An 18347-nucleotide genomic window follows, 5' to 3' on the forward strand; every position below is an offset into this window, starting at 1 on the left:
CCCGCTCTATCCACTCACCTTGAAGAAATCGACAAACGCCCGGAGCGCCGGGCGCATTTGCCGGCGGCTCGGATAATAGACGAAGAAGCCGTCGAAGGAGGGGCACCAGTCCTCCAGCACACGGATCAGCCTGCCGTCGGCGAGCGGCGCGCGGACATAATCCTCAAAGACGAAGGCGAGCCCAGCGCCGTCGACCGCCGCCTGGGCGATCAAGTGGTCCTCGTCGAGGATCAGCGGTCCCTCCACCGCCATCTCGATCGCCTCGCGGCCTTTCTCGAACTCCCAGCGGTAGAGGATGCCGCTGGAGAAGCGGAAGCGGATGCAGCGGTGGTCAGCCAGGTCGCGCGGGTGACGCGGCTTGGGGTTGACCTCGAAATAGACCGGGGCGCCGACCACCGCGCCGCGAAGGTCCGGCCCGATGCGCACCGCGATCATGTCGCGCTGCAGGCTCTCGCCTAGCCTGACGCCAGCATCGAAGCCCCCTTCCACCACGTCGGTGAAACGGTCCTCGATGACGATCTCCAGCACGATATCGGGATAGGCCGACGCAAAGGCGCCCAGCCGTGGCGTCAGCGCCAAATGGGCTGCGGTGCGCGGCACGGTCAGGCGCAGATTGCCGGCCGGCCGGTCGCGTGTCTCGATTGCCGTCTCCAGCGCCAGATCGATCTCCGACAGCGCCGGTCGCAGCCGTTCCAGCAACTGCGCACCTTCTTCGGTCGGCGCGACGCTGCGTGTGCTGCGCGCCAGCAGCCGAACGCCAAGCCGCGCCTCTAGGCTGGACACCGCATGGCTGACCGCCGAAGGCGCGATGGCCAATTCCCTGGCCGCGCCGCGAAAGCTGCCGCATTGGGCAACGGTTGCCAGCACGGCCAGTTGGGAAAGATGCGCGCGATTCATTGATCTATCTTTTAGAACAGCCCGTGCAAATGAGAGCCGATTATCGAACACAAGGCAAGGCGCTATTTCTGCCGCATCGCAACAAGGAGACGCGTTATGCAAACCCGCAAGCTAGGAACTGAATTGAACGTCTATCCCGTCGGCCTCGGCTGCATGGGCATGAGCTTCGCCTATGGCGGCCAGGCGGAAGCCGACGCAATCGCCACGCTGCACCGCGCCATCGATATCGGCGTCAATTTCTTCGACACGGCGGAGGTCTATGGCCCGTTCGAGAACGAGATCCTGCTCGGCAAGGCGCTGAAGTCCGCGCGTGACAAGGTGACGATCGCGACAAAATTCGGCTTCAGGATTTTGGAGGAAGGTACAGGCCTCGACCGCATGGCCGGCGTCGACAGCCGCCCCAAGCACGTCAAGGCGGTCGCCGAGGCGTCGCTGAAGCGGCTCGGCACGGATGTGATCGACCTCTACTACCAGCACCGTGTCGACCCCAACGTGCCGATCGAGGACACGGTCGGTGCCATGGCCGAGCTGGTGCGCGAGGGCAAGGTGCGCGCGCTCGGCCTGTCGGAGGCGAGTGCGGCGACCATCCGCCGGGCCCATGCCGTGCATCCAATTGCTGCCGTGCAGAGCGAATATTCGCTGTGGAGCCGCGACCCGGAAGACGAGGTGTTCGCCGTCTGCCGCGAACTCGGCATCGGTTTTGTTCCCTACAGCCCGCTCGGCCGTGGCCTGCTGACCGGCACGATCGCCAAGCCCGAGGCGCTGAGCGACGACGACTGGCGCCGGACCTTGCCGCGCTTCCAGGCCGAGGCGATGGAAGCCAACGCCGCTGTCATCGCGACGCTGGAAAAGCTGGCAGCTGAAAAGGGGGTAACTTCGGCCCAACTGGCGCTGGCCTGGGTGCTGCACCAGGGCGATTTCATCGTGCCGATCCCCGGCGCAAGAAGGATACGCCATCTGGAGCAGAATGCGGCGGCTGCCGGGATCGCGCTGAGCGCGGTCGAGGTGCAGGCGATTGGTGACGCGCTGTCGCCCGACAAGGTGGTCGGTAGGCGCTATGCGGAGAAGGAGCTGACGCTGGTCAATGGTTGAAAACTGGTGAGTAATCGGAAGGGGCGCCGCGCGCCCCTTTTTCGTACGCAGCGCGGTGCAGAAGGTGGGGACGCTGACGTGAAGCGCCCCCCTCTGCCCTGCCGACATTTTTACCAAGGCTCGACACTAATCTCCGGCCAGTTCTCCCTTGCACGCTTACCCTTCGCCTCATGCGTGCGCTGATTGTCCATCACCCGGTTCGGCGTGATGCGAAACGAGAAAATGTCGTCAAGACCAAACGGTGCCACGATCTCGAGCTGCCCGTCAGCGTCGTATCGAACCCCGACGGCGTGCGTCTTCGAGGCAAAATGGCTGACGGATTCGCTGGCGCTCGAATAGCGCGGGCACGGCCGTCCGAACTTCTGCGGATACCACAGATGCACCCGCGCCTGGTTGCGCACCTCGACCGGCAACGCCAGCCCCTCGAAATGCTTCTCCGCCCGGCGGATCACCGCGTCCTCGGCCTCATAGGACAGGTCGCTGTCATCGAAGTAGAAAAGATCAACATCCTTGATGCCGTAGCCCGACGGTTTGCCGGTCAGGTGGTTCCAGATGCTGTTGTAGAGAGCGCCGGATACCACCAGCCAGTCCGGCAGGTCGAGCGTGCGAGCCCGCGCCACCGCGTCGCATAACAGCGGGTCGGCAGACACGATGGCGAGAAACGCCGCGCGCTGTTCTTCAAGGGGAAGGCCGGAATACCGCAGATGGTCCATCGCCCTTTGGAGGGCGATTCGCCATCTGCTCGCAAGTTTTTTAGCCCCGCAGAACGCCCCCGGTCTGCTTGCCGACATTCTCGATGATGCGCTTGGCCAACGCCTCGAAATCCTCGTCGGTGAGCGTCTTTTCGACCGGCTGGATCGACACTTCGATGGCGATCGATTTTTTGCCCTCGCCCAGCGAAGCGCCTTCGAAAATATCGAAGACCGAGACGGCGGTGATGAGCTTCTTGTCGGCGGCGAGCGCTGCGCGCACCAGCGTGCCGGCCTCGACCGACTTGTCGACGACGAAAGCGAAATCGCGCTTGACCGCCTGGAAGGGCGACAGTTCCAGTTTCGGCTTGGTTTTCGTCGGCTTGGCCTTCGGTTCAGGCACGGCATCGACGAAGACCTCGAAGCCGCACAGCGGGCCGGAAACATCGAGGCCCTCCAGCGTCTTCGGATGGAATTCACCGAAAGTGCCGAGTACGGTTTTCGGGCCGAGCTTGATCGTGCCGGAACGGCCGGGATGATACCAGGCCGGGCCGCCGGCCTCGATCTGCAGCCGGTCGACAGGCGCACCGCAGGCTTCAAGTGCGGCGATCGCATCGGCCTTGGCGTCGAACACGCCGACCGGGCCGGAATTGCCGGCCCAGTTGCGGCCGGAACCGTCGAGCTTGGCGGTGCCGCGGCGCACGCCGGCGGCGACGCGCCGCTGCTGGTCGGCGCCGTCGCCCTCATAGGTGCCCGACACTTCGAACAGCGCCACGTCGCCAATACCCTTGTCGGCATTGCGCTGGGCAGCCGCGATCAGCCCCGGCAGCAGTGAGGGCCGCATGTCGGACATGTCGGCGGCGATCGGGTTGGCGAGCTTCAGCGCGGTCTGGCCGCCGCCGAACAGCTCGGCGTGCTTGGCCGGAATGAACGACCAGGTAACGGCTTCCATCATGCCGCGCACGGCAAGCGCGCGCTTGGCCGTGCGGGTACGGACCTGCAGCGTGGTGAGGATCTTTGCATTGACCGCGTCATGCGCACCGAGCGGCTGCGGCGCGATGTTGTCGACACCGTGGATGCGCATGACCTCCTCGACCAGGTCTGCCTTGCCATCGACGTCGGGGCGCCAGGACGGCACGGCGACATCGACGACATCGCCCGAGCCCTCCGGCTTGAAGCCGAGGCGCGACAGGATGTCGAGGCTTTCCGCGCTGGGAACCTCGATGCCGGTCAGCCGCTTCACTTCCGAAAGCGGGAAGGAAACGATCTTCGGCGTGTGACCGGCATAACCGACGACCTCCATTTCGGTCGGCGTGCCGCCGCAGAAATCGAGCACCAGTTTCGTTGCCAGTTCGACGCCCGGAACCATGAATTCGGGGTCGACGCCGCGCTCGAAGCGGTAGCGCGCATCGGTGATGATGCCGAGCGTGCGGCCGGTGCGCGCCGTGGTGATCGTATCCCAAAGGGCGGATTCGATCAGCACATCTGAGGTGTTCTCGTCGCAGCCCGAATGCTCGCCGCCCATAATGCCGGCGATCGACTCGACGCCGTTGTCATCTGCGATGACGCACATTTCCGGCGTCAGCGTGTATTCGCGGCCGTCGAGCGCCTGCACCTTTTCGCCATCGCGCGCGCGGCGCACGACGAGATTGCCGGCAACCTTGCTGGCGTCGAACACATGCAGCGGGCGGCCGCGGTCGAAGGTGACGTAGTTGGTGATGTCGACCAGTGCGCTGATGGGTCTCAGCCCAATGGCGATCAGCCGCTGCTGCAGCCATTTTGGCGAGGGTCCATTCTTGACGCCCTTGACCAAGTTGAGCGCGAAGCCGGGGCAAAGCTCCGGCGCTTCGATCGTCACCTTGACCGGACACATGCCATTGCCGACATGCGGCATGATGGCGCCGCCGACGAGGCGGCCAAGCCCGCTCGCCGCCAGATCCCTGGCGATGCCGTAGACGCTGGTGGCATCCGGCCGGTTCGGCGTCAAGTTGATCTCGATGACCGGATCGTCGATGTGCGCATAGGCGGCGAAGCTGGTGCCGACCGGCGCATCCTCAGGCAGGTCGATGATGCCATTGTGTTCGTCGGACAGCTCCAGCTCGCGCTCGGAACACATCATCCCGTGGCTTTCGACGCCCCTGATCTTGCCGACCGTCAGCGTTACGTCGATGCCGGGCACATAGGTGCCGGGCGCGGCAAAGGCGCCGATCAGGCCCGCGCGAGCGTTTGGCGCGCCGCAAACGACCTGCACCGGAGGCTTGCCGTCGCCGGTGTCGACGGTCAGCACGCGCAGCCGGTCGGCATCGGGATGCTGAACCGCCGTCAGCACCCTGGCGATGACGAATGGTTTCAGGCTCGACTTGTCGTCGACATGCTCGACTTCGAGACCGATCGAAGTCAGCCGCTCGACGATCTCGTCGAGCGTGGCGTCGGTCTCGAGGTGGTCCTTGAGCCAGGAGAGGGTGAATTTCATGGGACTGTTCCGTCTGGTCTTTTGACGCTTGATTTCAGATGTCTCGGCAGGTCGTCGGACATATGCAGGAAGGCAAGCTGCTCGCCGATATAGGCATGCAGCGTCGGCTGGAAATCGGCCGGCATGTCCATGGCGCCGAGCATGAAGTAGATGTCTTCTTCCAGCCGCTCGTCGACATAGGCGATGGGTGAGCCGCAGGTGCCGCAGAAAGAGCGCGTCACCGGGCCGTTCTCATACATCTTCAGCGCCTTGCCGGTGAACGCGACCTGATCGACCAGGAAGCCGACAAAGGCCGACACCGGCGCGCCGCTGGCCCGCCGGCAATCGCCGCAATGGCAGTAGCTGACGTGATGCGGTTCGGCAGAGGCCTCGAACCGCACGGCGCCGCAGCGGCAGCCGCCGGCATAGGGCGCTGTCATGCGCTCAGGCCTCCGAACAAAGTCGGCATGTCGAGCGGCCGGAAGCCGTAATGCGACAGCCAGCGCACGTCTGCATCGAAGAAGGCGCGCAGGTCCGGCATGCCGTATTTCAGCATGGCGATGCGGTCGATGCCCATGCCCCAGGCAAAACCCTGATATTCGTCCGGATCGAGACCGCCATGGCGCAGCACGTTGGGATGCACCATGCCACAGCCGAGGATCTCCATCCAATCGGAGCCTTCGCCGAAGCGCACTTCGCCGGGCCGCGAGCGATCGCACTGGATGTCAACCTCGAGGCTTGGCTCGGTGAACGGGAAGAAGGACGGCCGGAAGCGCATCTTGACCTGCGGCACCTCGAAGAAGGCCTTGCAGAACTCCTCCAGCACCCATTTCATGTTGGCAACGTTGGCGGTCTTGTCGATCACCAGCCCCTCGACCTGATGGAACATCGGCGAGTGGGTGGCGTCCGAATCCTGCCGGTACGTCTTGCCAGGTATGACGATGCGGATCGGCGGCTTCTTCGTTTCCATGGTGCGGATCTGCACCGGCGAAGTGTGCGTGCGCAAAAGCTTGCGCTCGCCCTTCTCGTCCGGCTGGAAGAAGAAGGTGTCGTGCATCTCGCGCGCCGGATGGCCTTCGGGGAAATTCAGCGCGGTGAAATTGTAATAGTCGGTCTCGATGTCGGGACCTTCCGCGATGGAAAACCCGAGGTCGCCGAAGATCGCAGCAATCTCGTCGATGACCTGGCTGATCGGATGGATACGGCCGCGCTCGGCCGGCGACTGCCGCACCGGCAGCGTCACGTCGACCTTTTCGGCGGCGAGGCGGGCGGTGATCGCCACATCCTTGAGCTCAGCCTTGCGGGCAGTCAGCGCGTCGGTGACGCGGTTCTTGAGGCCGTTGATGGCTGGGCCTTTGATCTGGCGCTCCTCGGCGGTCATGGCGCCAAGTGTCTTCAGCATCTCGGACACGCTGCCCTTCTTACCGAAAGCAGCGATGCGCACGGCCTCGATGGCCGGCTCATCGGCGGCCGAGGCGATCTCGGCCAGAAGTGAGTTTTCAAGCGTATCCAGGCCAGTGGTTGCGTCGTTCACGGTCAAACTCGCTGCGTTGGGAGGTCGGCCTCAAAGTGAAAGTCACTCCTAAAGTGAAATCACTCCAAGGATCAGGCAAAAGAAAAACCCGCGCCAGCCGTGCCAGCGCGGGTTCCCCAAATCAGAATTGCGAATGCTTGGGAAGCGCTGGTCTTAGGCGACAGCGCTTTCAAAAGCGTTCGGCGTGGTGTTCTTCAGATATTCGAGCGCCACCTTGGCCTTGGCGACCAGGGCCGCGAAAGCCTGCGGCTCGTGGATGGCCATGTCCGACAGGATCTTGCGATCGATCTCGATGCCCGACTTGTTGAGGCCGTCGATGAAGCGGCCATAGGTCAGGCCATGCTCGTGGGTCGCGGCGTTGATACGCTGGATCCACAGCGCGCGGAAGGAGCGCTTGCGGTTCTTGCGGTCGCGGTAAGCGTATTGCAGCGACTTTTCCACCGCCTGCTTGGCGATGCGGATGGTGTTCTTGCGGCGGCCGTAGAAGCCTTTCGCGGCTTTCAGGACCTTCTTGTGCTTGGCGTGCGAAGTGACGCCTCTTTTTACGCGTGCCATGTCATGATCTCCTTAAAAGCAATTCCAGGAAAAGTGCCTTGCGGTTTTCCGTTCGGAATTGCGTAAAACAAATGCGTGTCCGGACCGAATGCCTTAGAGGCCGTTCGGCAGAAAATTCTTGATGACCTTCTTGCCATCCGGTTCAGCCAGAACCATCGTGCCGCGGGCATTTCGAATGAACTTGTTGGAACGCTTGATCATGCCGTGACGCTTGCCGGCCGCAGCCGACAGGACTTTACCCGTACCTGTGATCTTGAACCGCTTCTTGGCGGCCGATTTGGTCTTCATCTTGGGCATTTTGCTACTCCGTATTGTTGGCGCACTATCGCGCTTCTTGTTCGCTTCAGGCCGACCAAAGCCCGAAAAGCAAATGAAACCGCCACGGCATGCCCTGCCGGGCGGTTTTCTTGAACGGCGGTGCTATACGTCAAAGACGGCCCGCGCGCAACACCTGTGGAGATGCGGCGCTGTGTCCTCGTCAGGGCAGCGTGAACCAGACCGGCAACATGCCTGACAGCTGGGCGCCGTCGATCAATTCGAAGGCCGGCAGCGCGATCAGAAACACCAGGCCGTCGAGCAGCGTGGTCAACAGCAGGCGCGGCTTGAAGTTTCCGGTATCGCCCTCCTGGTAGAGCGACAGTTTTGGGAAGAAGCGCGGCACCCGCGCCAGATAGGCCTGATACGGCGCGCCGAGCGCTTCCTTGAGGAACTTCTCCTCGCGCAGGATGACGATATGGAACGCCCCCGCGCACAAAAGCCCGAAGAGGATGATACCGGAGAACGAACCGATCTGCGCGCCGACACCGGCTGCGGCTACGGTCGAGAACACATAGAGCGGGTTGCGAGTGATCGAGTAAGGCCCGCCAGTCACCACCTCGGACGATTTGCGCCCGCCTATGTAGAGTGTCGCCCAAAGGCGGCCCACGATGCCGAGGAAAATCAGCAGCACGCCGAACATTTCGATCGTCTCGTGCACGGCTGTGTCGGGCGGAAACGTCGATTGGCCAAATAGCAATGCTGCAAACAGCACGACCACGAGAACGGCAAGCACTATCCGGCGCATATGCTGGTAATTGCCCAGCCCGTGTTTGAAGTCCACGTCCGAAACCTTGACTTCATCGACCATAGTGAATCCGATCGTCAGGAATTTTGCCGGCGATCGCAGCGTCTGAACAAGAAGAAGGCGTCCCGCCGATCGCCGGGACGCCTTGCGATGTGATTCAGGCGGATTTAAGCGCGATGGCCAAGCCTGACGTCATCGTGATCCTAGATACGCGCCGATGCAGATCTTAGCGCGGCGACAGCACCATCATCATCTGGCGGCCTTCGAGCTTCGGTTCCGCTTCGACCTTGGCAATCGTCGCCACTTCCTCGCGGACCTTGTTCAGAAGCTGCATGCCGAGTTCCATATGCGCCATCTCGCGGCCACGGAACCGCAGCGTCAGCTTGACCTTGTCGCCTTCCTCGAAGAAGCGGCGAACCGCCTTCATCTTGGTCTCGTAGTCATGGCTGTCGATGTTCGGGCGCATCTTGATCTCCTTGATCTCGATGACCTTCTGGTTCTTGCGCGCCTCGGCCGCCTTCTTCTGGTTGGCGTATTTCAACTTGCCGAGATCAAGGATCTTGACGACGGGGGGCACCGCGTTGGGCGATATCTCGACGAGATCGAGCCCGGCCTCTTCGGCCAGCAGCAATGCGTCGTTGATGGAAACATCGCCGCGGTTCTGGCCTTCGGCGTCGATAAGCTGGACCCGGGGAACCCGGATGTCACGGTTGGAGCGCGGGCCATCCTTGGTCGGCGCCGCTGCTTTGAAAGGTCTGCGAATGGTCGTGGTCTCCTTGGCCGTTTCGTTCAGGATTTGTCAGTGTTGATGCATGGACGCGCCAATGTGGTGAGCGCGCGGGCGGAGTCAATAGCACAGCATTGACAGAAAATCACCCTGATCGCTGCCCTGCACCAAACAAAGAACATAGTGAGCACTTTTCGCCACGCCACCGACCGTGCCACAAGAATCCCGCGCCAGAAGAGGGCCTGAGGAAAAAGCCATGACCGCAACGCCCCCCGTCTTTATGGATGTCGACGGATCGCGCATCGCGGTGCGCCATACTGCTGGCTCTGCGCCCGGCATCGTCTGGCTCGGCGGCTACAAGTCGGACATGCTGGGCGCGAAGGCGCAGACGCTGTCGGGCTGGGCGGCAAAAGAAGGCCGCGCCTTTCTGCGCCACGATTATTCCGGCCATGGCGAATCCGGCGGCGCCTTTGCCGACGGCACGATTTCGACATGGCTTGCACAAAGCCTTGCCGTGTTCCGGCATTTCACCAAGGGCAAACAGATCCTGGTCGGCTCCTCGATGGGCGCCTGGATCGCGCTGCGCATGGTGCAGGAATTGCGCAAGGCTGATGACAGCAACGTCGCCGGCCTGGTGCTGCTGGCGCCGGCACCGGATTTTACCGCTGAACTGATCGAACCGGTGCTGACCAAGGCGCAGAAGCGCGATCTCGCCAAAAAAGGTTTCTTCGAAGAGCCGTCGGACTATTCCACGGAACCCTACATCTACACCCGCGCCCTGATCGAGGACGGGCGCGACAACCTGACAATGACAGGCCCGATCGACACCCATTGCCCGGTGCATATCCTGCAGGGCCTGGCCGATGCGGATGTGCCGGCAAGCCATGCACTGAAGCTGGTCAGCCTGCTGCCCGCCGACGACGTGACCCTGTCGCTGATCCCTGACGGCGACCATCGCCTGTCGCGACCGCAGGATCTCGACATGCTGGTGCGGGCCGTCGATGCGATGGCGCAGAGGGGAAACTGATGCGCCTTTCCATTCCGATATCCGCCTTCGTCGCGGCGATCGTCGGCTTCGGCGGCACGCTGGCCATCGTCATCGCCGCCGCCAACGCAGTCGGCGCGACGCAGATCGAGACGGCAAGCTGGGTGACGACGATCTGCCTGGCCATGGCGATCGAGAGCCTGTGGCTGTCATGGCGCACGAAAATGCCGGTCATCACCGCCTGGTCGACACCGGGCCTGGCGCTGATCGCGGCATCGAGCGGCTTTTCGATGGGTGAGGCCGTCGCCGCCTTCATCGTCACCGGCGTCCTTCTGATCGCCACCGGGCTGTTTCGGCCCCTGACGAAGCTGATCTCGAGAATACCGCCTTCCGTCGCCTCGGGCATGCTGGCCGGTATCGTCGTCACCTTCGCGCTCAATGCGGTGAAGACCATTCCCATCGACCCGTGGCTGATCCTGCCGCTGATTGCAGCCTTCTTCGTCATCCGGCTGTTCAACCCGGCGCTGTCGGTGCTGGCGGTGCTGATCGGCGGTGGCCTTGCCGCTTTCCTCACCGGCCGTGTCGGCGGCCTGCCGACACCGGAACTGTCGACGCTGACGCTGATTGCGCCTGATTTCACCGCCAAGGCGATGATCGGGCTGGCACTGCCGCTCTATCTCGTCACCATGGCTTCGCAGAACCTGTCCGGCCTCGCCGTGCTGCGCGCCGCCGGCTACCATCCGGAGCCCGGCCCGCTGATCGGCGTCACCGGCCTGTTTTCGCTGCTGTCGGCGCCGTTCGGCGGCTCGACCACAAATCTGGCGGCGATCTCGGCCGCGATCTGCACCGGGCCGGACGTCCACCCCGACCCCGCCGAGCGCTGGAAGACCGGGCCGTTCTATGCGCTCGCCTATCTCATCTTTGCGATTTTCGGCGCTTCGCTGGTGGCGATCTTCGCGGTGCTGCCACAGAGCCTGATCGTGCTGGTGGCGGGCCTGGCGCTGATGGCTTCCCTCGCCAACGCGCTGTCTATCGCGCTGAAGGAAGAGGCGGATCGCATGGCCGCCACCGTCACCTTTGTCGTCACCGCGTCGGGTCTGACGTTGTTCGGCGTTGGCGCCGCATTCTGGGGCCTGGTTGCCGGGCTGGTCGTGCTTTTCCTCGATATGATCAAAAAGCGATAAACATTTCAGATGCTTGTCCGGATTTGGCGGACATTGTCTTGAATCGCCGTTTTTCTCTTCCCATTTCGATTCCACGCAGCCGGGTTTGGCTGTCTCCAACCGAAGGAATGGGAGAAAATGAACACATCCGCATTGATCCGTCCGGCCTGGACGCCGGCAACCATCGCGTTGATGGTTGTGGGTTTCATGGTGTTCTGGCCACTCGGCTTCGCCATGCTCGCCTACATCATCTGGGGCGACCGCCTCGATGGCTTCAAGCGTGACGTCAACCGCGCGACCGACGGCATCTTCGCCGGTTGCCGCCGCGGTTCCGACAAGGCCGCGCGCTGGGGCAATGGTTCCGCCCGCACCGGCAACGTCGCTTTCGACGACTGGCGCGAAAAGGAACTTGAGCGGCTGAACGAAGAGCGCCGCAAGCTCGACGAGATGCTGACCCAGTTCGACGAATACGCCCGCGAATTGCGCCGCGCCAAGGATCAGGACGAGTTCGACCGCTTCATGGCCAACCGCAACAAGTCGACGGCGCCGACGAAGACCGATCCGAGCACCGGAACGACGACCACCAAGCGTGGCAAGGGTTCGAACCTGCTTGACGACTGAGATCCGGCGACTGGTCACATCGTGAAAAAACGGCGTCGCGCGAGCGGCGCCGTTTCTTTTTTGTTCTAGTCGTTTTTCTCGAATCGCGTATCGTCCCGCCATGACTCTCGGCTTCTTTCGCAATCTGACAAAGCCCAAGCCCACGCCTGTCGTGGAGCGCGAATATTGCGTCGCCGGTCGCACGCTGCCGCTCAAGATCGTCGAGAGCGCCAGGGCGCGCCGAATGACGCTGCGTATCGATTCAGGCGGCCAGGGTCTGCGCATCACCGTGCCGCCAGGCCTGCGCCGCGGCGAAGTAGACAGGTTCCTCGAGCGGCATCAGGACTGGCTGGAGCAGCGACTGGCCAAGGTGCCGACGCGGCCGCAGGTGCGGCCCGGCATCAGGATCCCGGTGCGCGGCGTGCCGCACCGCATCGTCCATGAACCGTCAAAGCGCGGCACCGTCACCGTGTCGCGCGACGAACGTGGTCCGCTCTTGATCGTGCATGGCGACCGCATACATCTGCCGCGCCGCCTCGCCGATTTCCTCAAGCGCGAGGCCAAGAAGGAAATCGAGAAGCTGGTGGCCAAGCACACCGAGGCGCTTGGCAAGCGCGCCAAGGCGATCCGCTTCAAGGACACGTCAAGCCGCTGGGGGTCATGCACCTCCGAAGGCAATCTGTCCTTTTCCTGGCGCATCATGATGGCGCCGTCGCCGGTCATCAACTATCTCGTCGCGCATGAAGTGGCGCATCTCAAGGAGATGAACCACGGCCCGAAATTCTGGAAACTGTGCGAAAAGCTCTGCCCCGACACCGATCGCTGCAAGGACTGGCTGAAGCGCAATGGCGGTGCGCTGCAGGCGATCATGTTCGAGTAGATCGCTCAATCGTCGTTGGCGGCGTTCAAGTCTTCGGGCCGCAACCCCTCATCGCCATGATGCGGCCACGGCAGGAAATTGCCGTCGAACTCATCGCCGCCGAAATAGTCGAGCGCGCGGTGCGCCTCGGCGCCATTGAAGGCGGCCTTGTCGATCAGGTGCGCGATGACCTCGCGCGCCTGCGCAATCTTCTGCCTGAGTTCGGCTACGGTTCTGTCGGCCATGATCGTGCTCCCGCCTTGCGTCCTGTCCATCCATAGGTAGCGCCTTTGGCCGTGCCGGCAAACAGCATGCTTTTTCTCGACTCTTATCGCTTTTCATGCCAATTCCCGCGCCATGGCACTCGACATCAAAATCTGCGGCTTGAAGACCGACGCGGCAATGGCCGCGGCGCTGGCCGGCGGCGCCAGCCATGTCGGGTTTATCTTCTTCGCCAAAAGCCCGCGCTATGTCGAACCTGCCGAGGCTGGCCGTCTGCGCGAGGCCGCGCGCGGCAAGGCGATGGCGGTTGCCGTCACCGTCGATGCCGGCGACGCCTTCCTGGATGAAATCGTTGCCAAAATGCAGCCCGACATGCTGCAGCTGCACGGCGCGGAAACGCCCGAGCGCGTCGCCGAGGTCAAAGCCCGCTATGGCCTGCCGGTGATGAAGGCGCTGCCGCTCAGCGAGGCCGCCGATCTCGAACGAATGAAGCCATTCATCGGCATAGCCGACCGGTTCCTGTTCGACGCCAAGCCGCCGAAAGGCTCCGAACTGCCGGGCGGCAATGGTGTTGCCTTCGACTGGCGCATTCTCGCCGGCCTTGACGGCGGCGTCGATTACATGCTTTCCGGTGGGCTCAACGCCGCCAATATCGGCGATGCCCTTCGGCTTGCCAACCCGCCTGGGATCGACATTTCTTCAGGCGTGGAAAGCGCGCCGGGCGTCAAGGATCCGGCGCTGATCGAACAGTTTTTCCGGGCCGTCAGGGCCGCGCGGAACACCCGCGCAGCCTAGTGGTGCCTCAAACCAGAGCATGTCCCGGAAAAGTGGGAACCGGTTTTCCGACAAGGACATGCCTCATAGTCAAGATGCCAGGAGATCGGCGATGAACAAGCCGGCGACACCCAATTCCTTCCGCACCGGGCCCGACGAACAGGGCATGTTCGGCATTTTCGGCGGTCGTTTCGTTGCCGAAACGCTGATGCCGCTGATCCTCGATCTGGAGCGGCACTGGAACGAGGTCAAGAACGATGCGGATTTCAGGGCTGAGCTGACTGACCTGTCGACCCACTATGCCGGACGGCCGTCGAAGCTTTATTTCGCCGAAGGCCTCACGAAGCATCTTCGTGAGGTTTCCTCGGCCAGGGGCCTCGCGGGCGGCGCGAAAGTCTACTTCAAGCGGGAGGATTTGAACCACACCGGTTCGCACAAGATCAACAACTGCCTCGGCCAGATCCTGCTGGCCAAGCGCATGGGCAAGAAGCGCATCATCGCCGAGACCGGCGCCGGCCAGCACGGCGTGGCCTCGGCCACGGTTGCGGCCCGCTTCGGCTTTCCCTGCGTCGTCTACATGGGCGCCACAGACGTTGCCCGGCAAAGCCCGAACGTCTTCCGCATGAAGCTGCTCGGCGCCGAAGTGCGCCCGGTGACCGCCGGCCACGGCACGCTGAAGGACGCCATGAACGAGGCGTTGCGCGACTGGGTCACCAATGTCGAGGACACCTATTACCTGATCGGCACCGCCGCCGGCCCGCATCCCTATCCGGAGCTGGTGCGCGACTTCCAGTCGGTGATCGGCATCGAGGCGCGGGCACAGATCCTCGAGCAGGAAGGCCGGCTGCCCGACACCATCATCGCCGCTGTCGGCGGTGGTTCGAACGCCATCGGCCTGTTCCATCCCTTCCTCGACGACAAGGAGGTCCGCATCATCGGCATCGAAGCCGGCGGTCGCGGTCTCGACGGCATCGAGCATTGCGCCTCGATGAATGCCGGCGCGCCGGGCGTGCTGCATGGCAACCGCACCTATCTCCTGCAGAATTCCGACGGCCAGATCATGGACGGCCATTCGATCTCGGCCGGCCTCGACTATCCCGGCGTCGGGCCGGAGCATTCCTGGCTGCGCGATTCAGGCCGGGTCGAATACGTGCCGATCCTCGATGACGAGGCGCTGGAGGCTTTCAAGCTGACGACGCGCGTCGAAGGCATCATCCCGGCGCTGGAATCCGCGCATGCCATTGCGCATGCGGTGAAGATCGTGCCCGCCATGGACAAGGATCAGATCGTCATCGTCAACCTGTCCGGCCGTGGCGACAAAGACGTGCACACGGTGGCTTCGATGCTGGGCATGGAGATCTGATCATGGCCACCCGCATCGACCGCCGCATGGCGAAGCTCAGGAACGAAGGCCGCCCGGCGCTCGTCACCTATTTCATGGGCGGCGACCCCGACTACGATACCTCTTTGTCGATCATGAAGGCGTTGCCGGGCGCAGGTTCCGATATCATCGAGCTCGGCATGCCGTTCTCCGATCCGATGGCCGACGGCCCGGCGATCCAGGCGGCGGGCTTGCGGGCGCTGAAAGGCGGCCAGACGCTGGCCAAGACGCTGAAGATGGCGGCCGACTTCCGCGCCGGCGACAATGAAACGCCGATCGTGCTGATGGGCTACTACAATCCGATCTACATCTATGGCGTCGACCGCTTCCTCAAGGACGCGATCGCCAGCGGCATCGACGGGCTGATCGTCGTCGACCTGCCCCCGGAGATGGATGAGGAACTGTGCATTCCGGCATTGAAAGCCGGCATCAACTTCATCCGGCTGGCGACGCCGACCACCGACGACAAACGCCTGCCCAAGGTGCTGCAGAACACGTCGGGCTTCGTCTATTACGTGTCGATGACCGGCATCACCGGCTCGGCACTGGCCGACACCGGCAAGGTGGCGGCGGCGGTCAAGCGCATCAAGGGCCACACCGACCTGCCGGTCTGCGTCGGCTTCGGCGTCAAGACCGCCGAGCAGGCCCGGGTGATCGGCGCCAATGCCGACGGCGTCGTCGTCGGCACCGCGATCGTCAATGCGGTGGCCAATGTGCTGGGGCCGAAGGGCGAGAAGACCGCCGATCCGGCCGAGGCCGTCGCCACGCTGGTCAGCGGGCTTGCGCAAGGCGTGCGCTCGGCCCGCCTTGCTGCTGCCGAATAGTTTCCCTACGTCAGGTCTTGTGCATGTCGTTATCCCAAAACCGGTTCCCACTTTTGGGCGACATGCATTAGCAACTCTTCGTCAGGACAGGAGCCGAAGCGATGAACTGGATCACCAATTACGTTCGCCCGAAGATCAATTCGATGCTCGGCCGGCGCACCGACATGCCCGAGAATCTCTGGATCAAGGATCCGGAGACCGGCGAGATGGTGTTCCACAAGGACCTGGAATCGAACCAGTTCGTCATTCCCTCGTCCGGCCATCACATGAAGATCTCGGCCAAGGAGCGGCTGAAATTCTTCTTCGATGGCGGCAAATACGAGACCCTGGACAACCCCAAGGTCATGCAGGATCCGCTGAAATTCCGCGACGAGAAGCGCTATGTCGACCGGTTGAAGGACGCCAAGGCCAAGACCGGCCTTGAGGACGCGATCATCAATGCGCTGGGCACCGTCGAGGGTCTGCCGGTTGTGGTCACGGTGCAGGACTTCGCCTTCATGGGCGGTTCGCTCGGGATGGCCGCCGGCGACGCCATCGTGCACGGCTTCGAAGTGGCCCTGCAGCGCAAGCGGCCGCTGATCCTGTTTGCCGCCTCCGGCGGCGCCCGCATGCAGGAAGGTATTTTGTCCCTGATGCAATTGCCGCGGACAACGGTCGGTGTCGACCGGCTGAAGGAAGCCGGCCTGCCCTACATCGTCGTTTTGACCAACCCGACCACGGGCGGCGTGACCGCCTCCTACGCCATGCTGGGCGACGTGCACATCGCCGAGCCCGGCGCGCTGATCGGCTTTGCCGGACCGCGCGTCATCGAACAGACCATCCGCGAGAAACTGCCCGATGGCTTCCAGCGCTCCGAATATCTGATGGAGCACGGCATGGTCGACATGGTCGTATCCAGGCTGGAAATGCGTGAAACGATCGCGCGCCTGCTCAAGATGCTGCTCAAGCTGCCGGAAGAGCAAAAAACGCTGGAGCCGGAAATCCTGCCGCCGGCGGTGGTTGCCGCGGAAGCTCGGCCGCAAGCCTGAAGCGACACGAAGCGCCGCGACCGCGATTGCACGAGGGCTTCGGCGCGCTGTAGCCTTTGATTGCCATGGCCATTCGAAACCGATTCTGGTTTTCAGGCCCATGCGCTAGGATTCCACCATGACGACGCTTGCCGCCGACCGCGAAATCGAAGCCCTGATGGCGCTTCATCCGAAAGGCTTCGACCTTTCGCTCGACCGCATTTCGCGGCTGCTGGAGCGGCTTGACAATCCGCAGGACCGGCTGCCCCCGGTCATCCACATCGCCGGCACCAACGGCAAAGGTTCGTGCGCAGCCTTTTCACGCGCCCTGCTCGAGGCTGCGGACTACCGCGTCCATGTCCACACCTCGCCGCATCTGGTCAACTGGCATGAGCGTTACCGGCTGGCCGCCGATGGCGGCGGCAGGCTGGTCGAGGACAGGGTTTTCGCCGATGCCATTGCCCGTGCGGCCAGGGCCAATGAAGGCGAGAAGATCACCGTCTTCGAGATCCTCACCGCCGTCACCTTCCTGTTGTTTTCCGAACACCAGGCCGACGCTGCGATCATCGAAGTCGGGCTCGGCGGCCGCTTCGACGCGACCAATGTCATCAAGGAGCCGGCCGTGTCGGTGATCATGCCGGTGTCGCTCGACCACGAGGCCTATCTCGGCGACCGGGTCGAACTGATCGCGGCCGAAAAGGCCGGTATCATCAAGCCCGGCTGTCCGGTGGTCATCGGCGCGCAGGAGAGCGAAACGGCGCTGCAGGTGCTGATCGAAACCGCCGAGCGGCTTGAATGCCCCACTTTCGTCTACGGCCAAGACTTCCTTGCCTTCGAGGAAAACGGCCGCATGGTCTACCAGGACGAAGACGGCTTGATGGACCTGCCGCCGCCCAGGCTGCCCGGCCGCCACCAGTTCGCCAATGCGGCGGCGGCGATCGCCGCGGTCAAAGCGGCCGGTTTCGAGATCAGCCATCGCGCCGCCGAAAAGGCGATGGTCAATGTCGCCTGGCCCGGCCGCATGCAGAAGCTCGTGCAGGGCCGGCTGGCCGAACTGGCACCCAAGGGCGCCGATATCTGGCTCGACGGTGGCCACAATCCGGGCGCCGGCGTGGTGGTTGCCGAAGCGCTGGCCGAGCAGGAAGAGAAGAACCCGCGTCCGCTGTTCCTCATCTCGGGCATGATCAACACCAAGGACCAGAGCGGCTATTTCCGTGCCTTCAAGGGCCTCGCCCGGCATGTCTACACGGTGCCGGTGAGCCTCAGCGAGGCCGGCGTGCCGAACGACGAACTGGCGATCCGCGCAACGGAAGCCGGGCTGACCGCCGAGCCGGTGAGTTCCGTCGCCAGCGCGCTGATGCTGCTGCGCGACACCTGGGACGGCCCGTCGCCACGCATCCTGATCAGCGGTTCGTTGTATCTGACCGGAGCGGTGCTGGCCGAGAACGGCACCCCGCCGACCTGAAGCAGGCGGCTATTCATGCCTTGGGTGGCTGCGGCGGCTGAGGCCGAACCTTGGCTTT

Annotated in this window: 20 protein-coding genes; 10 read left to right on the top strand and 10 right to left on the bottom strand. The window is 63.3% G+C overall.

Annotated features, from left to right (window positions below; genetic code table 11):
- Positions 1–6: 6 nt before the first annotated feature.
- Positions 7–897, bottom strand: a complete 891-nt coding sequence (locus AC0L2D_RS11305; protein WP_224675075.1) for a LysR family transcriptional regulator — start codon at positions 895–897, stop codon at positions 7–9.
- A 96-nt stretch (positions 898–993) separates the two neighbouring features.
- Between AC0L2D_RS11305 and AC0L2D_RS11310 the strand changes: the two genes are divergently transcribed.
- Positions 994–1989: an aldo/keto reductase gene (locus AC0L2D_RS11310; protein WP_275953207.1), complete on the top strand. Its 996-nt coding sequence runs from the start codon at positions 994–996 to the stop codon at positions 1987–1989.
- 110 nt (positions 1990–2099) lie between these two features.
- Here the strand turns inward: AC0L2D_RS11310 and AC0L2D_RS11315 are convergent, their stop codons facing one another.
- The 8 genes from AC0L2D_RS11315 to infC all read right to left on the bottom strand — a co-directional run bounded on the left by AC0L2D_RS11315 (position 2100) and on the right by infC (position 9045).
- Complete coding sequence (locus AC0L2D_RS11315) at positions 2100–2702, bottom strand: nucleotidyltransferase family protein (RefSeq protein WP_027161016.1); 603 nt, start codon at positions 2700–2702, stop codon at positions 2100–2102.
- A gap of 40 nt (positions 2703–2742) precedes the next feature.
- Positions 2743–5151 (bottom strand): phenylalanine--tRNA ligase subunit beta, encoded by a 2409-nt coding sequence (pheT, locus tag AC0L2D_RS11320; protein ID WP_275953209.1) that lies wholly within the window; start codon positions 5149–5151, stop codon positions 2743–2745.
- Positions 5148–5570 carry a GFA family protein gene (locus AC0L2D_RS11325; protein ID WP_013528308.1) on the bottom strand — a complete coding sequence of 141 codons (423 nt, stop codon included), beginning with the start codon at positions 5568–5570 and terminating at the stop codon, positions 5148–5150. Before AC0L2D_RS11325 ends, pheT begins: the two co-directional genes overlap by 4 nt.
- The gene (gene pheS, locus AC0L2D_RS11330; RefSeq protein WP_013528309.1) at positions 5567–6664 is read right to left on the bottom strand and encodes a phenylalanine--tRNA ligase subunit alpha; all 1098 of its coding nucleotides are present in this window, start codon (positions 6662–6664) and stop codon (positions 5567–5569) included. Before pheS ends, AC0L2D_RS11325 begins: the two co-directional genes overlap by 4 nt.
- Before the next feature lie 153 nt (positions 6665–6817).
- Entirely contained in the window at positions 6818–7219 is a 402-nt protein-coding gene (rplT, locus tag AC0L2D_RS11335) for a 50S ribosomal protein L20 (RefSeq protein ID WP_013528310.1), read from the bottom strand.
- Positions 7220–7312: 93 nt separating this feature from the next.
- Entirely contained in the window at positions 7313–7516 is a 204-nt protein-coding gene (gene rpmI / locus AC0L2D_RS11340; RefSeq protein WP_006201248.1) for a 50S ribosomal protein L35, read from the bottom strand.
- Between the two features lie 181 nt (positions 7517–7697).
- Positions 7698–8345 (bottom strand): methyltransferase family protein, encoded by a 648-nt coding sequence (locus AC0L2D_RS11345; protein WP_013528311.1) that lies wholly within the window; start codon positions 8343–8345, stop codon positions 7698–7700.
- Between the two features lie 163 nt (positions 8346–8508).
- Positions 8509–9045 (bottom strand): translation initiation factor IF-3, encoded by a 537-nt coding sequence (gene infC / locus AC0L2D_RS11350; protein ID WP_013528312.1) that lies wholly within the window; start codon positions 9043–9045, stop codon positions 8509–8511.
- A gap of 220 nt (positions 9046–9265) precedes the next feature.
- Here infC and AC0L2D_RS11355 point away from each other — a divergent pair, with 220 nt between their 5' ends.
- The 4 genes from AC0L2D_RS11355 (at position 9266) to AC0L2D_RS11370 (ending at position 12637) form a co-directional block, all read left to right on the top strand.
- Positions 9266–10036: an alpha/beta hydrolase gene (locus AC0L2D_RS11355; RefSeq protein WP_473541065.1), complete on the top strand. Its 771-nt coding sequence runs from the start codon at positions 9266–9268 to the stop codon at positions 10034–10036.
- On the top strand, positions 10036–11178 hold the full coding sequence (locus AC0L2D_RS11360; protein WP_275953213.1) for a benzoate/H(+) symporter BenE family transporter: 1143 nt from the start codon (positions 10036–10038) through the stop codon (positions 11176–11178). The genes AC0L2D_RS11355 and AC0L2D_RS11360 overlap by 1 nt, the downstream gene beginning before the upstream one ends.
- A 117-nt stretch (positions 11179–11295) precedes the next feature.
- Positions 11296–11778: a DUF2852 domain-containing protein gene (locus AC0L2D_RS11365; RefSeq protein ID WP_063169787.1), complete on the top strand. Its 483-nt coding sequence runs from the start codon at positions 11296–11298 to the stop codon at positions 11776–11778.
- Positions 11779–11878: 100 nt separating this feature from the next.
- Positions 11879–12637, top strand: coding sequence for a M48 family metallopeptidase (locus tag AC0L2D_RS11370; RefSeq protein ID WP_013528316.1), 759 nt, complete (start codon positions 11879–11881; stop codon positions 12635–12637).
- A 5-nt stretch (positions 12638–12642) separates the two neighbouring features.
- On the opposite strand, the gene AC0L2D_RS11375 is transcribed toward AC0L2D_RS11370, so the two are convergent.
- The gene (locus tag AC0L2D_RS11375) at positions 12643–12861 is read right to left on the bottom strand and encodes a hypothetical protein (RefSeq protein ID WP_013528317.1); all 219 of its coding nucleotides are present in this window, start codon (positions 12859–12861) and stop codon (positions 12643–12645) included.
- A gap of 112 nt (positions 12862–12973) precedes the next feature.
- Between AC0L2D_RS11375 and AC0L2D_RS11380 the strand changes: the two genes are divergently transcribed.
- The 5 genes from AC0L2D_RS11380 (at position 12974) to AC0L2D_RS11400 (ending at position 18289) form a co-directional block, all read left to right on the top strand.
- The gene (locus AC0L2D_RS11380) at positions 12974–13633 is read left to right on the top strand and encodes a phosphoribosylanthranilate isomerase (protein WP_024501981.1); all 660 of its coding nucleotides are present in this window, start codon (positions 12974–12976) and stop codon (positions 13631–13633) included.
- A 91-nt stretch (positions 13634–13724) separates the two neighbouring features.
- A complete protein-coding gene (gene trpB, locus AC0L2D_RS11385) occupies positions 13725–14975 on the top strand; it encodes a tryptophan synthase subunit beta (protein ID WP_013528319.1) in 1251 nt (416 codons plus the stop codon).
- Between the two features lie 2 nt (positions 14976–14977).
- A complete protein-coding gene (trpA, locus tag AC0L2D_RS11390) occupies positions 14978–15817 on the top strand; it encodes a tryptophan synthase subunit alpha (protein WP_013528320.1) in 840 nt (279 codons plus the stop codon).
- Positions 15818–15918: 101 nt separating this feature from the next.
- Positions 15919–16845, top strand: a complete 927-nt coding sequence (gene accD / locus AC0L2D_RS11395; RefSeq protein ID WP_013528321.1) for an acetyl-CoA carboxylase, carboxyltransferase subunit beta — start codon at positions 15919–15921, stop codon at positions 16843–16845.
- 118 nt (positions 16846–16963) lie between these two features.
- A complete protein-coding gene (locus tag AC0L2D_RS11400) occupies positions 16964–18289 on the top strand; it encodes a bifunctional folylpolyglutamate synthase/dihydrofolate synthase (protein ID WP_024501984.1) in 1326 nt (441 codons plus the stop codon).
- Positions 18290–18347: the final 58 nt, after the last annotated feature.

The organism is Mesorhizobium sp. WSM4833 (assembly GCF_055811095.1).

What these genes read in the sequence shown, in the direction of transcription:
- AC0L2D_RS11380 (WP_024501981.1), top strand. Translation starts at nt 12,974, where the DNA reads ATGGCACTCGACATCAAAATCTGCGGCTTGAAGACCGACGCGGCAATG.
- AC0L2D_RS11400 (WP_024501984.1), top strand. Translation starts at nt 16,964, where the DNA reads ATGACGACGCTTGCCGCCGACCGCGAAATCGAAGCCCTGATGGCGCTT.
- pheT (WP_275953209.1), bottom strand. Translation starts at nt 5,151, where the DNA reads ATGAAATTCACCCTCTCCTGGCTCAAGGACCACCTCGAGACCGACGCC.
- rplT (WP_013528310.1), bottom strand. Translation starts at nt 7,219, where the DNA reads ATGGCACGCGTAAAAAGAGGCGTCACTTCGCACGCCAAGCACAAGAAG.
- trpB (WP_013528319.1), top strand. Translation starts at nt 13,725, where the DNA reads ATGAACAAGCCGGCGACACCCAATTCCTTCCGCACCGGGCCCGACGAA.
- AC0L2D_RS11365 (WP_063169787.1), top strand. Translation starts at nt 11,296, where the DNA reads ATGAACACATCCGCATTGATCCGTCCGGCCTGGACGCCGGCAACCATC.
- AC0L2D_RS11355 (WP_473541065.1), top strand. Translation starts at nt 9,266, where the DNA reads ATGACCGCAACGCCCCCCGTCTTTATGGATGTCGACGGATCGCGCATC.
- AC0L2D_RS11310 (WP_275953207.1), top strand. Translation starts at nt 994, where the DNA reads ATGCAAACCCGCAAGCTAGGAACTGAATTGAACGTCTATCCCGTCGGC.
- accD (WP_013528321.1), top strand. Translation starts at nt 15,919, where the DNA reads ATGAACTGGATCACCAATTACGTTCGCCCGAAGATCAATTCGATGCTC.
- AC0L2D_RS11315 (WP_027161016.1), bottom strand. Translation starts at nt 2,702, where the DNA reads ATGGACCATCTGCGGTATTCCGGCCTTCCCCTTGAAGAACAGCGCGCG.
- trpA (WP_013528320.1), top strand. Translation starts at nt 14,978, where the DNA reads ATGGCCACCCGCATCGACCGCCGCATGGCGAAGCTCAGGAACGAAGGC.
- rpmI (WP_006201248.1), bottom strand. Translation starts at nt 7,516, where the DNA reads ATGCCCAAGATGAAGACCAAATCGGCCGCCAAGAAGCGGTTCAAGATC.
- AC0L2D_RS11345 (WP_013528311.1), bottom strand. Translation starts at nt 8,345, where the DNA reads ATGGTCGATGAAGTCAAGGTTTCGGACGTGGACTTCAAACACGGGCTG.
- AC0L2D_RS11325 (WP_013528308.1), bottom strand. Translation starts at nt 5,570, where the DNA reads ATGACAGCGCCCTATGCCGGCGGCTGCCGCTGCGGCGCCGTGCGGTTC.
- AC0L2D_RS11360 (WP_275953213.1), top strand. Translation starts at nt 10,036, where the DNA reads ATGCGCCTTTCCATTCCGATATCCGCCTTCGTCGCGGCGATCGTCGGC.
- AC0L2D_RS11375 (WP_013528317.1), bottom strand. Translation starts at nt 12,861, where the DNA reads ATGGCCGACAGAACCGTAGCCGAACTCAGGCAGAAGATTGCGCAGGCG.
- AC0L2D_RS11305 (WP_224675075.1), bottom strand. Translation starts at nt 897, where the DNA reads ATGAATCGCGCGCATCTTTCCCAACTGGCCGTGCTGGCAACCGTTGCC.
- AC0L2D_RS11370 (WP_013528316.1), top strand. Translation starts at nt 11,879, where the DNA reads ATGACTCTCGGCTTCTTTCGCAATCTGACAAAGCCCAAGCCCACGCCT.